The sequence below is a fragment of the Aeromonas schubertii genome, from assembly GCF_000820105.1.
Taxonomy (GTDB): Bacteria; Pseudomonadota; Gammaproteobacteria; order Enterobacterales; family Aeromonadaceae; genus Aeromonas; species Aeromonas schubertii.
Genome location: NZ_CDDB01000052.1, coordinates 263,489 through 275,023, shown reverse-complemented (window position 1 = coordinate 275,023; position 11,535 = coordinate 263,489). Strand labels below are relative to the sequence as shown.

The following is an 11,535-nucleotide window of genomic DNA, read 5'->3' as shown; positions in this document are numbered from 1 at the left end:
TCAAAATTGGTGGTCGCTACTGGGATCGAACCAGTGACCCCCTCCTTGTAAGGGAGGTGCTCTCCCAGCTGAGCTAAGCGACCTGGGATACTGCTTTAAAAGTGGTGGGTCGTGCAGGATTCGAACCTGCGACCAATTGATTAAAAGTCAACTGCTCTACCGACTGAGCTAACGACCCACTTTGTACCGGGTGACCGGAGGCTTCGCCATCCGCATCAAAATTGGTGGTCGCTACTGGGATCGAACCAGTGACCCCCTCCTTGTAAGGGAGGTGCTCTCCCAGCTGAGCTAAGCGACCTGGGATTCGTGGTGGGTCGTGTAGGGCTCGAACCTACGACCAATTGATTAAGAGTCAACTGCTCTACCAACTGAGCTAACGACCCACGAAATCTTTTTTCTGTCCCGCCTTGGCCGGACATCGTCAATATGGTGGTCGCTACTGGGATCGAACCAGTGACCCCCTCCTTGTAAGGGAGGTGCTCTCCCAGCTGAGCTAAGCGACCTGGGATTCGTGGTGGGTCGTGTAGGGCTCGAACCTACGACCAATTGATTAAGAGTCAACTGCTCTACCAACTGAGCTAACGACCCACGAAATCTTTTTTTTGCCCCGCCTTGGCCGGACATCTTCAATCTGGTGGTCGCTACTGGGCTCGAACCAGTGACCCCCTCCTTGTAAGGGAGGTGCTCTCCCAGCTGAGCTAAGCGACCTGGGATACTGCTTTAAGTGGTGGGTCGTGCAGGATTCGAACCTGCGACCAATTGATTAAAAGTCAACTGCTCTACCGACTGAGCTAACGACCCACTCATCAGCTGTCGCTACCGGTTCAATCCAGCGGCGCCAACGGCGGCTTATATTACGGATTTAATTCTCTGACGCAACAGAAAAATCGTGATTTAAATCCGTTTGCTCGCGGCGCGTACAATTTGGTGCAAAATTAACACACTCGTCACGCCGCTTGCGTTTTTTATCGACAAATCAGAGCTTTGAGAGGCTCTGTTGAGCCAGTTGCGCCGCAGAGGTGTTGGGATAGCCCTTGATCACCTGCTCATAGAAGCTCTTGGCATCCGCCTTCTTGCCCTCGAGTTGCGACAGCATGCCCAGCTTGAGCAGGGCATCGGCCCGCTTCGGCGACTTGGGATACTTGCTCACCAAGGTCTGGAACTGCTCCTTGGCGCCCGCACGATCCCCCTTGTTGAAGAGCAACTGCCCCAGCCAGTAGTGGGCATTGGGTGCGTAGGAGGAGTTGGGGTACTGCTTGATAAATCCCTGGAACGCCGGGATGGCCTTGTCGTAGTTCTTCTCTTTGAGCACCAGATTGACCGCAGCATCATAGGCCTGATTCTCATCCTGATTGCTGGAGTAGTTGGCACTCGCCGCCGGTGCTGCCGGGTTGGCCGCAGGAGCCGGTGTGGCCGCCTGTTGGCTATTGACCTTGTCGAGCTCCTGATAGAGCTGACGCTGGCGCTGCTCGGACTGCTCCATCTGGTAGCCTTGCTGCTCCAGCTGACCGCGCAGAGAGTCGACCTCCTGCTGCAGGGAGTCCACCTGCTGCTGCAGATCGGCCTGAACCCGCAGACGGGCGTTGAGGGTGCGCTCGAGCAGGGCGACCCGATCCTCCAGACTACCGGTGGGGACGATGGCGCCGTTGTTGCCGCTCAGGGTAACGGCTCCGCCCCCCAGCTCGCTGACCGGTGCGGCGGCCATGGCCTGGAACTGAAATAAAAGGGCGGCCGTGATGGCCGCCGTCTTAAACACACACTTCATCCGTCAAAACCTTAGTAGACCAGGACCGCGCGGCGGTTCTTGGCATAGGCATCCTCGGAGTGGCCCGGATCCAGCGGCTTCTCTTCGCCGTAGGAGACGATGGAGAGCTGGTCAGCCTGCACACCCAGAGTCTGCATGTACTTGGCAACGGCTTTGGCACGACGCTCGCCCAGGGCGATGTTGTACTCGGGGGTGCCGCGCTCGTCGGTGTGGCCTTCGATCAGAACCTTAACGGCCGGGTTTTCACGCAGATAGCTGGAGTGGGTGTCCAGCAGGTCGGCGTACTGGCCCTGGATCTCGTTGCTGTCGAAGCCGAAGTAGATGGTGTTGTCACGCTGCAGGGCTTCCATACGCTGACGCATCTGCTCTTCCGGGGAGAGCATACCGTCGGCACCACCGGTCATGACGCCACCGTTGGCGCCCATGCCGGACTCGGCGCCGGAGGCGTCGGAGTCGGAAGTGGAGCTACAGGCCGCCAGGGTGAACAGCGGCAGAGCGATAGCCAGGCCCTTGAGCAGTTTGTTGAGTTGCATGCTAATTCCTTAAACCTTTGTTACAAAACAAAAAAGGACACATTTATTAGTTTAGAAAGGGAGACCATGCCGGAGCACGGACTTCACCAGTGCTGGTGGGCAGCACTGCTCTGAAGCGGCCATCTGTGGACACCAGTGCCAGGCTCTTTTTGCCCTGGTAGACGGTGGTGTAGATGATCATGCTACCGTTGGGCGCCACGCTGGGTGACTCGTCCAACGCACTCTGGGAGAGGACCATCAGACCGCCACTCTCGAGATCCTGACGGGCGATCCGGTACTGACCCTGAATCCGGGTCACCATCACCATGGACTTGCCGTCCGGGGTAATGGAAGAACCCTGATTAGACTCACCCTCCCAGGTCATTCGGCGAGTCATTCCAGACGCCAAATTTACGCTATAAATCTGGGGTTTGCCACCACGTTCTGAGGTGAAGATCAGGGTCTGGGAATCGAGCCAGGCCGGCTCGGTATCGATGGAGCGGCTGTCGGTCACGCGGCGCAATTGCTTGCTCGCCACGTCGATGATGTAGATGTCCGGCTGGCCATCCTTGGAGAGCACCACGGCCAGACGGCTGCCATCCGGAGACCACTTGGGCGCCCCGTTAATCCCGCGGAAACTGGTCAGCAGAGAACGCTGCTGAGTGTAGATATCCTGGACATAGATCTCGGGACGCTGGTTCTCGAAGCTGACATAGGCGAGCTTGCTGCCATCGGGCGACCAGGAGGGAGACATCAGGGGCTCACGGGAGCGCAGCAGGGTCTTCTCGTTGTAGCCGTCATAGTCGGAGATACGCAACTGATAGGGGTACTGGGTGCCGCGCTCGATGGCCACATAGGCCAGACGGGTCAGGAAGGCACCACGTTCACCGGTCAGGCGCTCGTAGACGATGTCGGAGATGCGGTGAGCAAACTGGCGCAACTGGGCGGCCGGCACGGTGGCGGTGCGGCTGTCGAGCACATAGCCATTGGCATCGCCCCCCATGGCCTTGAGGGCCTGCCCCTTGAGCACATCGACCAGCTCGAAGCGGATCTGGTAACCGCCGCCAGCGGGCTCGATAGAGCCGACGACGACCGCCTCCACCCCTTGCGAGGCCCAGGGACCGAAGTTGATTTCGGCACTGGTGGAGGGAGACTGGGGCATCTGCTGACGAGTCAGGGGCTTGAACTTGCCGCTGCGCAGCAGATCCGAGGAGATGATCTCCGCCACATCCTGGGGCAATTGACCCTCACCGATCCACTTAAAGGGCGCCACCGCCACCGGGCGAGCGCTATCGATCCCCCCCGTCAACACCAACTCCAGTGCCGCATGGGCAGGAGAGGTGAGCAGGAAGGCACTCACGAACAATAAAACCAGCCGTTTCAACATCGCGTGTTCAACTCCATTTGGAGGTTAGAAAAACAACCACTCTACCAAGGGGAGCCAAGGCTCCCCCCTCATCAGCCGCCGAACGGATCGACCAGCAGTTTGATCTCTTTCATCTCGGCAAAAACAGCCGGATCCTTGGACACGGGCACCTTGCCCGCCTTCAGGGCCGCCGCCTTGGCCGCCCGGCAGACCCCGGGGTCCCCTCCGGAAGTTTCCGCCGATATGATAAAGCCATCTGGCGCCAATTTCAGGAACAGGTAACAGGTTTTGCCTCTCATGGTTTGGTCTTTCAGCAGATGACGCTCGAGCGTTGCCAATATCATGGCGCCATACCGGTCAAGCTCACCACTGGCAGCCGCGGCAGCGGCCTGGCTTCGGGCATTCGCTTCCGCCTCCAGCCCCTGCTGCATCTGGGCTTCCAGCTCGGCCTGCAGGCGCGCCTCTTCAGCCTTGCGCTTGCGCTCGGCATCGGCTTTAGCCTTCTTGGCCGCGGCTTCCTTGGCCTTCTTCTCAGCCTCCGCCTTAGCTTTCTTCTCAGCTTCAGCCTTGGCCTTCTTCTCAGCCTCCGCCTTGGCTTTCTTCTCGGCCTCCGCCTTGGCCTTCTTCTCAGCCTCTGCCTTGGCCTTCTTCTCGGCCTCCGCCTTGGCTTTCTTGTCAGCCTCGGCCTTCTTCTCGGCCTCCAGTTTCTTGCGCTCTTCCTCTTGCTTCTTTTTCTTGAGGGCCAGCGCCTTGGCCTCTTCTGCCTTACGTGCCTCCTCGACCTTGCGCGCCTCCTCGGCGGCCTTGGCCTTCTCTTCGGCACGCTTCTGCTCGGCGATCTTCATCTGCTTCTCGGCCTCGGCCTTGCGCTCGGCCACTTCGGTCGCCTTGCGCTGCTGCTCGGCCTCCAGCTTGCGCTGCTGCTCCTCGATCGCCTCACGGCGGGCGCGCTCGGCGTCCTCTTTTTCCTTCTTCACCGCCTGCTGCTTGGCCTGCTTCTGCTGGATCTGCTCGGCCTGCTGGTTGAGGAAGTTGTCGTCGAGCATAACCGCCTGGACTATCTGTCCCGAAGCCGCCGGCCGCTTGGGCTTGCTAAAGTCGAGCCCGACCAGCAACACGATGCCGATGATGAGGTGCAGCAGAAGCGACGCAATGACGTAACTCGATAATCCGCGCTTCACATCCCACTCCCTTAGTTGGGTGACTCGGTCATCAGACCAACCTGGGGCACCCCGGCCTTCTTCAGGGCCACCATCAGCAGGATCACCTCTTCGTAGCGAACAGACTTGTCGCCAGCCACCACCACGGGAGCCCCCTGATTGATGGCGAGATAGCCCATCGCCTTCTCGGTGATGTACTGCTCCATGGCCCCCTTGTCACCGGGTGGCACTGGCTCGGAATCGGCCTCGCCGGCCTTGATGCTGTACTCCCCTTCTGCGGTGACGCTGACGATGAAGGGGGGCTTGGCATCTTCCGGCAGCTGTTCGGATTCGGCCTGGGGCAGATCTACCTTCACCCCTTGGGTGATCACCGGAGTCACCGCCATGAAGATGATGAGTAGCACCAACATGACGTCGATATAGGGCACCACGTTGATCTCGGCCACCTTCTTGCGCCGGATCCGTTGATAGGTCTGCATTAGCGCTCACCCTGCTGCTGTGCAATCTGGCGGTTCAGTATGGTGGTGAACTCGTCCATAAAGTTGACGTAGGCGTTCTCCAGCTTCTCCACCTTGTTGGAGAAGCGGTTATACCCCACCACGGCCGGGATGGCCGCGAACAGACCGATGGCGGTGGCGATCAACGCCTCGGCGATACCCGGCGCCACCATCTGCAGGGTGGCCTGCTGCACCTGACCCAGGGCGATAAAGGCGTTCATGATCCCCCATACGGTACCAAACAGGCCGATATAGGGGCTGATGGAGCCGATGGTGGCGAGCACCGGCAGGTTGGACTCGAGATCGTCCACCGCGCGGGAGAGAGAGACACGCATGGCACGATAGGTGCCGTCCATCACGGCCTCCTGGCTACGGGCACCGGCCTTGAGCAGGCGGGCATACTCCTTGAAGCCGGAGTAGAAGATGTCTTCCATCCCCTCGATGTCATCACGGCGGGAGGAGGACTCCTGATAGAGACGGTTGAGATCGACCCCGGACCAGAAGCGATCCTCAAACTGCTCCGAGGCGGCCTGGGCCGCCTTGATCACCTTGGTGCGCTGGATGATCAGCGCCCACGAGGTCACCGACATTCCCATCAGGGTCAGCATCACCAGCTTTACCAGCAGGCTGGCCTGCCAAAAGAGCCCAATAAACGAAATTTCAGCGTGCACTTACAGCACTCCCTTTACATGTTCAGGTATGGCTACGGGTTTCATTTGCGGCATGGAAACACAGGCAATTTGCACCTGGGACCGGGTAACCAGTCGTCCATCACCGGCAAAAATCTCTTGCTCAAAGCGCATGGAGGCCCGCTTGCACTCGGCAAGCCGGGTCACCACCGAGAGCAGCTCGTTGAAACGAGCCGCAGAGCGAAAATCGATCTCGGTACGGGTGACCACGAAGGCGATCCCTTCCGCCAACAGGGCATCCTGCTCGATGCCACGCACGCGCAGATACTCAGTGCGCGCACGCTCCATGAATTTAAGGTAGTTAGCGTTATAGACGATGCCGCCGGCGTCCGTGTCTTCGTAGTAGACGCGCACCGGAAACACGAAAGAATCGGCCATGGGATCTGTGATCCATACGACAATAAGATGGGCGCCTATGATAGCTCAGCCCTGAACAGGAAAGAAACGGGGGGAAGCCCTGCTCCCCCCCGTTTTTTATGCAATAAAGTATGTCCGTGTTAGCCAGAGTCCCCACAGGATGAGGGGCCAGGCAAGCCAGGGGCAAAGCAGCAGCCTTGCCACGACCGAGCGGGGATGAAACCCCATGCCGTTGATAAAGCCGGCACACACGGCCCACATCAGCAGCGGTGCCACCCAGTGGCCGAGGCCACTGGTGTTGGCCGCCACCAGATGGGAAGCCTGCAGTATGGCGACCGCCAGCAAAACGGCGGCCACCAACAGCAGCCCCTGCCACGGCTGGCGCCACAGGGGAGCGTAGAGCCGGGCAAGGAGGGCGTTACTCATCGATCGTGCGATCCATGTTCTCGGTATGCTCCAGCCAGAGGGCGTTGATGATGCCAAAGGCACACGCCAGCAGGAGACCCAGGATCCAGGTGAAATACCACATAGTGTTGCTCTCCTATCAATACAGCGAGTGCTGGTTCTCTTCCACATGCTTGGTGCTGACGCGGCCAAACATCTTGATGTAGGTCCAGATGGTGTAGCTCAGCACGATAGGCACGAACACCGCCGCCACCACCGTCATCACCTTGAGGGTGTTGAACGAAGAGGTCGCATCCCACATAGTCAGGCTGTGGCTCGGCTCGAGGCTGGAGGGCATCACAAACGGGAACAGGGAGAAACCTGCGGTCAGTATGATGCCGGCGATCGCCAGGGAAGAGCAGAGGAAGGCCACCCACCCCTTGTTCAACTTGGCAAACAGGGCGGTCAGCAGGCTCATGGCCAGACCCAAGACCGGAGCGGCCATCATCCAGGGGTAGAGATCATAGTTCTTCATCCAGGCACCGGCTTCCAGCACCACCTCTTTGTTGAGGGGGTTGGCCACCGCGTTGCCGCCGGCAGAGCTGACCAGCACGTAACCATCCATGCCGCTCACCCAGAGTCCACCGATGGCAAACAGTACCAGGGTCACCAGAGAGCAGAGCATGGCGGCACTGCGGGAGCGAGCCAGCACTTCACCCTCGGTCTTCATCATCAACCAGGTGGCACCCTGGGTCACGATCATGAAGAGGCTCACCAGACCGGCCAGCAGGCCTAGCGGGTTGAGCAGACCGAAGAAGTTGCCGGTGTAGGTCACCATCAGGTACTGGTTGAAGCTAAACGGTACACCCTGCAACAGGTTACCGAAGGCGACCCCGAATACGATGGGCGGTACGGCGCTGCCGATAAACAGGCACCAGTCCCAGGTGCTACGCCACTTGGGATCGGTCTGCAGGGAGCGATACTTGAAGCCGACCGGACGGAAAAAGAGCGCCATCAGGGTCAGGATCATGGCCACATAGAAGCCGGAGAAGGCGGCCGCATAGACATAGGGCCAGGCGGCAAAGAGGGCACCGCCGGCGGTCACCAGCCACACCTGGTTCCCCTCCCAGTGAGGGCCCATGGTGTTGAGCATGACGCGGCGCTCCACGTCCTTCTTGCCGACGAAGGGGAGCAGGCTACCCACCCCCATGTCGAAACCGTCCGTGATGGCAAAGCCGATCAGCAGCACGCCGACCAGAACCCACCAGATGACGCGCAAAACTTCGTAATCAAACATGAGTGGCTCTCCTTATGCCTTGAGCTGCTCGAAGTGGTACTTGCCGGTCTTGAGGCTACTCGGGCCGAGACGGGCATACTTGAACATCAAGTACATCTCGATGACCAACAGCACGCTATAGAAGAGGCAGATGCCGATCAGGGAGAACCAGATCTCGGAGGCCGGCACATTGGAGGCAGACATAAAGGTCGGCAGCACCTCGGAGATGGTCCAGGGCTGACGGCCATACTCGGCCACGAACCAGCCACACTCGGCGGCGATCCAGGGCAGCGGGATCCCCCACAGCAGAGCCTTGAGCAGCCACCTGCGCTTGCCGATCTGATGGCGGGCGCTGTCATAGAAGGCCACGGCGATCAGTGCCAGCATCAGGAAGCCACAGGCAACCATGATGCGGAAGGTGAAGAAGAGCGGCAGCACATTCGGGATGGAGTCATCCACGGCGGCCTTGACCTGCTCGTCAGTCGCATCGGTCACCTTGTCGGTGTAGCGCTTGAGCAACAGGCCGTAGCCGAGATCCTGTTTCACCTCGTCGAAGCGGGCACGGGTCTCCTCGGACTTGTCGCCCGACTGCAGCTGGGTCAGCAGATCATAGGCGACCATGCCGTTACGCACGCGCAGTTCGTGCTCACTCTTGAGATCCTTGATGCCGGTCACCTGCTCGTCGAGGGAGCGGGTGGCGATGATACCGAGGGCGTAAGGGATCTTGATGGCGTAATCGGTGCGCATCTCTTCCTGGTTCGGAATGCCGAACAGGGTGAAGGAGGCCGGGGCCGGGTGGGTATCCCACTCCGCCTCGATGGCCGCCAGTTTGACCCGCTGCACCTCACCGGTCTCGTAGCCGGATTCGTCGCCCAGCACGATAACAGAGAGGATGGAGGCCATGCCGAAGGCGGCGGCGATGGCGAAGGAGCGGCGGGCAAACGCCACATCACGGTTCTTCAGCAGGTAGTAAGAGGAGATCCCCAGCACGAACATGGCCCCCGTGGTGTAACCGGCGGCCACTGTGTGCACGAACTTCACCTGGGCGACGGGGTTGAACACCACGTCGGCGAAGCTCGCCATCTCCATACGCATGCTTTCAAAGTTGAACTCGGCCCCCACCGGGTTCTGCATCCAGCCATTGGCGACCAGGATCCAGAGGGCGGAGAGGTTGGTCCCGAGCGCCATCAGCCAGGTGGCTGCCAGGTGCTGGGTCTTGCTCAGACGATCCCAACCGAAGAAGAACATGCCGACGAAAGTGGATTCGAGGAAGAAGGCCATCAGCCCCTCGATCGCCAGCGGCGCCCCGAAGATGTCCCCCACATAGTGGGAGTAATAGGCCCAGTTGGTACCGAACTGGAACTCCATGGTCAGGCCGGTGGTGACACCGAGGGCGAAGTTGATACCAAACAACTTGCCCCAGAACTTGGTCATATCCCGGTAGACAGGGTTGTTGGTCATGACATAGACCGATTCCATGATCGCCAGGATGAAGGCCATCCCTAGCGTCAGGGGTACAAACAGGAAGTGATAGAGGGCCGTCGCAGCAAACTGGATCCGCGACAGGTCAACCACATGCTCAGCAATCATGATGTTTCCTCACCGATTATTGGCACGGCTATTGGGAGTAGTTAATGAAAAGCTTCCGATCACCTGGTCCCCTGCACGCCTGGAGTCGCAAAGAAAAACGCCATGCAAAAGACCAACAAGACGTCAAAGCGTTAACCTAACGGCAACAAAAAAGAGAAAAAAAGCTAATGTTTAACATGCGATAAACAACTTCTTTCTCTCAGCAAAGACGCAAAAATACCGCCGTGTTATATCACCTTTATTTGACGGAAATCAATGTGAAGGCGGCGAAGAAACCGCCATGAAAAATACACCTTTCGACCGGGAAAGGCGTTTAAAAAGTGAGCAGCATCACACTTCAACATAAATTCAACATGTTGCTACATAAGGATTTTATTTCATTTCTTCCATTCTGACCCAGTGCCGGTGACAAGCCCTCATAAGAGGGCATTTTGGCAAATGTCACGCTTTATAATCATGGGCTATAACGAGAGCCGCACCCTTACCAAAATGCATCAGAATGTTGATTCCGTGGATGAATATATGAATTAGTTTTTCTAACCCAACTTCTGCAATTTTTCTAGTTTGCCCGACTCTCGTCTCCTCCCTAAAATTCGCCTCGCAGATTAAGTCCGGCACGGTAGATCCTGGTTGACAGGCCACCTTGCCACCGTTCCATTTCTCCTGTTATGAGTGACGACGAGATGAAAAAGTTTGTTGAGCGCACCCTTCGTTATTACAAGCTTTCCTTTGTTCAGATGTATCAGCTGAACCGCCTGTAAGGTCCCCATGACCCCAACGCCCGGATCTCCGCCGCGCCTTACTCTGTATGTGAACATCCATCCTGAATTGTCTTGCCCACCGCATCTGCCGTGGGCTTTTTTTTATCAATATAAAAAAACCGCCCCGAGGGGCGGTGTTTGCATCAAGAGGCTGTTTTAGCCATTTTCCGGTCGTTCAAGGCCGAAGTGGAGATAGGCGCGCGGGGTCGCAATCCGCCCTCTTGGCGTACGCTGCAGAAAGCCCTGCTGGATAAGATAGGGTTCCAGCACATCTTCAATGGTGTCCTTCTCCTCACCGATGGCCGCCGCCAGGTTGTCGAGCCCCACAGGACCACCGAGAAATTTGTCGATCACCGCCAGCAGCAGCTTGCGGTCCATGAAGTCAAAACCCTCGTTGTCCACATCCAGCATATCCATGGCTCGGGCGGCGATAACGCCGTCTATGGTGCCATCAGACTTGACCTGGGCAAAGTCACGAACCCGGCGCAGCAGCCGGTTGGCAATACGCGGTGTACCGCGGGAGCGGCGGGCCACCTCGTGGGCGCCATCGGCCCCCATGTCGAGCCCCAGACAACGAGCGCTGCGGGCCACGATATCGGCCAGATCGGTCACGCTGTAAAACTCCAGGCGCTGGACGATGCCGAAACGATCCCTGAGCGGACTGGTGAGAGAACCGGCCCGGGTAGTGGCCCCGATCAGGGTAAAGGGAGGAAGGTCTAGCTTGATGGAGCGGGCCGCCGGCCCCTCTCCAATCATGATGTCGAGCTGGTAATCCTCCATCGCGGGATAGAGCACCTCCTCCACCACAGGGCTCAGGCGATGGATCTCGTCGATAAAGAGCACATCATTGGGCTCGAGGTTGGTCAGCAGTGCCGCCAGATCGCCGGCCTTCTCCAGCACGGGGCCGGAGGTGGTCTTGATGTTCACCCCCATCTCGTTGGCCACTATGTTGGCCAGCGTGGTCTTGCCAAGACCGGGAGGGCCGAAAATAAGCAGATGGTCGAGGGCCTCGCCGCGCTGGCGAGCCGCCTCGATGAAGATCTCCATCTGCTCGCGCACATGATCCTGCCCCTTGTAGTCCGAAAGCGACTTGGGACGGATGGCGCGATCGATCAGATCCTCGTCGTGGCCGGCGGCAGAGGCTGAGATAAGACGGTCGGCTTCGATCATGGGTTACC

Annotated in this window: 12 protein-coding genes and 8 tRNA genes; all 20 read right to left on the bottom strand. The window is 58.7% G+C overall.

The window, feature by feature from the left end; genetic code table 11:
- Nucleotides 1-7: 7 nt before the first annotated feature.
- Nucleotides 8-83, bottom strand: a tRNA-Val gene (locus BN1133_RS11910).
- A gap of 19 nt (nt 84-102) precedes the next feature.
- Nucleotides 103-178, bottom strand: a tRNA-Lys gene (locus BN1133_RS11905).
- Nucleotides 179-222: 44 nt separating this feature from the next.
- Nucleotides 223-298 (bottom strand) — tRNA-Val (locus BN1133_RS11900).
- Between the two features lie 9 nt (nt 299-307).
- Nucleotides 308-383 (bottom strand) — tRNA-Lys (locus BN1133_RS11895).
- A 44-nt stretch (nt 384-427) separates the two neighbouring features.
- Nucleotides 428-503 (bottom strand) — tRNA-Val (locus BN1133_RS11890).
- 9 nt (nt 504-512) lie between these two features.
- Nucleotides 513-588, bottom strand: a tRNA-Lys gene (locus BN1133_RS11885).
- Nucleotides 589-632: 44 nt separating this feature from the next.
- Nucleotides 633-708 (bottom strand) — tRNA-Val (locus BN1133_RS11880).
- Nucleotides 709-725: 17 nt separating this feature from the next.
- Nucleotides 726-801, bottom strand: a tRNA-Lys gene (locus BN1133_RS11875).
- Nucleotides 802-976: 175 nt separating this feature from the next.
- A complete protein-coding gene (gene ybgF, locus BN1133_RS11870) occupies nt 977-1,765 on the bottom strand; it encodes a tol-pal system protein YbgF (protein ID WP_050666737.1) in 789 nt (262 codons plus the stop codon).
- 11 nt (nt 1,766-1,776) lie between these two features.
- Nucleotides 1,777-2,298 (bottom strand): peptidoglycan-associated lipoprotein Pal, encoded by a 522-nt coding sequence (gene pal / locus BN1133_RS11865; RefSeq protein WP_050666736.1) that lies wholly within the window; start codon nt 2,296-2,298, stop codon nt 1,777-1,779.
- Between the two features lie 46 nt (nt 2,299-2,344).
- Complete coding sequence (tolB, locus tag BN1133_RS11860; RefSeq protein WP_050666735.1) at nt 2,345-3,664, bottom strand: Tol-Pal system beta propeller repeat protein TolB; 1,320 nt, start codon at nt 3,662-3,664, stop codon at nt 2,345-2,347.
- Between the two features lie 71 nt (nt 3,665-3,735).
- Nucleotides 3,736-4,824, bottom strand: coding sequence for a cell envelope integrity protein TolA (gene tolA, locus BN1133_RS11855; protein ID WP_050666734.1), 1,089 nt, complete (start codon nt 4,822-4,824; stop codon nt 3,736-3,738).
- A gap of 11 nt (nt 4,825-4,835) precedes the next feature.
- A complete protein-coding gene (gene tolR / locus BN1133_RS11850) occupies nt 4,836-5,282 on the bottom strand; it encodes a protein TolR (RefSeq protein ID WP_050666733.1) in 447 nt (148 codons plus the stop codon).
- Nucleotides 5,282-5,971, bottom strand: coding sequence for a protein TolQ (gene tolQ, locus BN1133_RS11845; protein ID WP_050666732.1), 690 nt, complete (start codon nt 5,969-5,971; stop codon nt 5,282-5,284). The genes tolR and tolQ overlap by 1 nt, the downstream gene beginning before the upstream one ends.
- Entirely contained in the window at nt 5,972-6,367 is a 396-nt protein-coding gene (gene ybgC, locus BN1133_RS11840) for a tol-pal system-associated acyl-CoA thioesterase (RefSeq protein ID WP_050666731.1), read from the bottom strand.
- A gap of 96 nt (nt 6,368-6,463) precedes the next feature.
- Nucleotides 6,464-6,772, bottom strand: a complete 309-nt coding sequence (locus tag BN1133_RS11835) for a cyd operon YbgE family protein (RefSeq protein WP_082177994.1) — start codon at nt 6,770-6,772, stop codon at nt 6,464-6,466.
- Entirely contained in the window at nt 6,765-6,875 is a 111-nt protein-coding gene (cydX, locus tag BN1133_RS19735; protein WP_005352460.1) for a cytochrome bd-I oxidase subunit CydX, read from the bottom strand. The genes BN1133_RS11835 and cydX overlap by 8 nt, the downstream gene beginning before the upstream one ends.
- Nucleotides 6,876-6,890: 15 nt before the next feature.
- Nucleotides 6,891-8,027, bottom strand: a complete 1,137-nt coding sequence (gene cydB / locus BN1133_RS11830) for a cytochrome d ubiquinol oxidase subunit II (RefSeq protein WP_050666730.1) — start codon at nt 8,025-8,027, stop codon at nt 6,891-6,893.
- A 12-nt stretch (nt 8,028-8,039) separates the two neighbouring features.
- The gene (locus BN1133_RS11825) at nt 8,040-9,596 is read right to left on the bottom strand and encodes a cytochrome ubiquinol oxidase subunit I (protein ID WP_050666729.1); all 1,557 of its coding nucleotides are present in this window, start codon (nt 9,594-9,596) and stop codon (nt 8,040-8,042) included.
- Nucleotides 9,597-10,513: 917 nt separating this feature from the next.
- On the bottom strand, nt 10,514-11,527 hold the full coding sequence (gene ruvB / locus BN1133_RS11820; RefSeq protein ID WP_050666728.1) for a Holliday junction branch migration DNA helicase RuvB: 1,014 nt from the start codon (nt 11,525-11,527) through the stop codon (nt 10,514-10,516).
- Between the last annotated feature and the right edge of the window lie 8 nt (nt 11,528-11,535).

Bases quoted from the DNA above. Each gene is read 5' to 3' on its own strand.
- ybgF (WP_050666737.1), bottom strand. From the start codon at position 1,765: ATGAAGTGTGTGTTTAAGACGGCGGCCATCACGGCCGCCCTTTTATTT.
- pal (WP_050666736.1), bottom strand. From the start codon at position 2,298: ATGCAACTCAACAAACTGCTCAAGGGCCTGGCTATCGCTCTGCCGCTG.
- tolB (WP_050666735.1), bottom strand. From the start codon at position 3,664: ATGTTGAAACGGCTGGTTTTATTGTTCGTGAGTGCCTTCCTGCTCACC.
- tolR (WP_050666733.1), bottom strand. From the start codon at position 5,282: ATGCAGACCTATCAACGGATCCGGCGCAAGAAGGTGGCCGAGATCAAC.
- ybgC (WP_050666731.1), bottom strand. From the start codon at position 6,367: ATGGCCGATTCTTTCGTGTTTCCGGTGCGCGTCTACTACGAAGACACG.
- BN1133_RS11835 (WP_082177994.1), bottom strand. From the start codon at position 6,772: ATGAGTAACGCCCTCCTTGCCCGGCTCTACGCTCCCCTGTGGCGCCAG.
- cydX (WP_005352460.1), bottom strand. From the start codon at position 6,875: ATGTGGTATTTCACCTGGATCCTGGGTCTCCTGCTGGCGTGTGCCTTT.
- cydB (WP_050666730.1), bottom strand. From the start codon at position 8,027: ATGTTTGATTACGAAGTTTTGCGCGTCATCTGGTGGGTTCTGGTCGGC.
- BN1133_RS11825 (WP_050666729.1), bottom strand. From the start codon at position 9,596: ATGATTGCTGAGCATGTGGTTGACCTGTCGCGGATCCAGTTTGCTGCG.
- ruvB (WP_050666728.1), bottom strand. From the start codon at position 11,527: ATGATCGAAGCCGACCGTCTTATCTCAGCCTCTGCCGCCGGCCACGAC.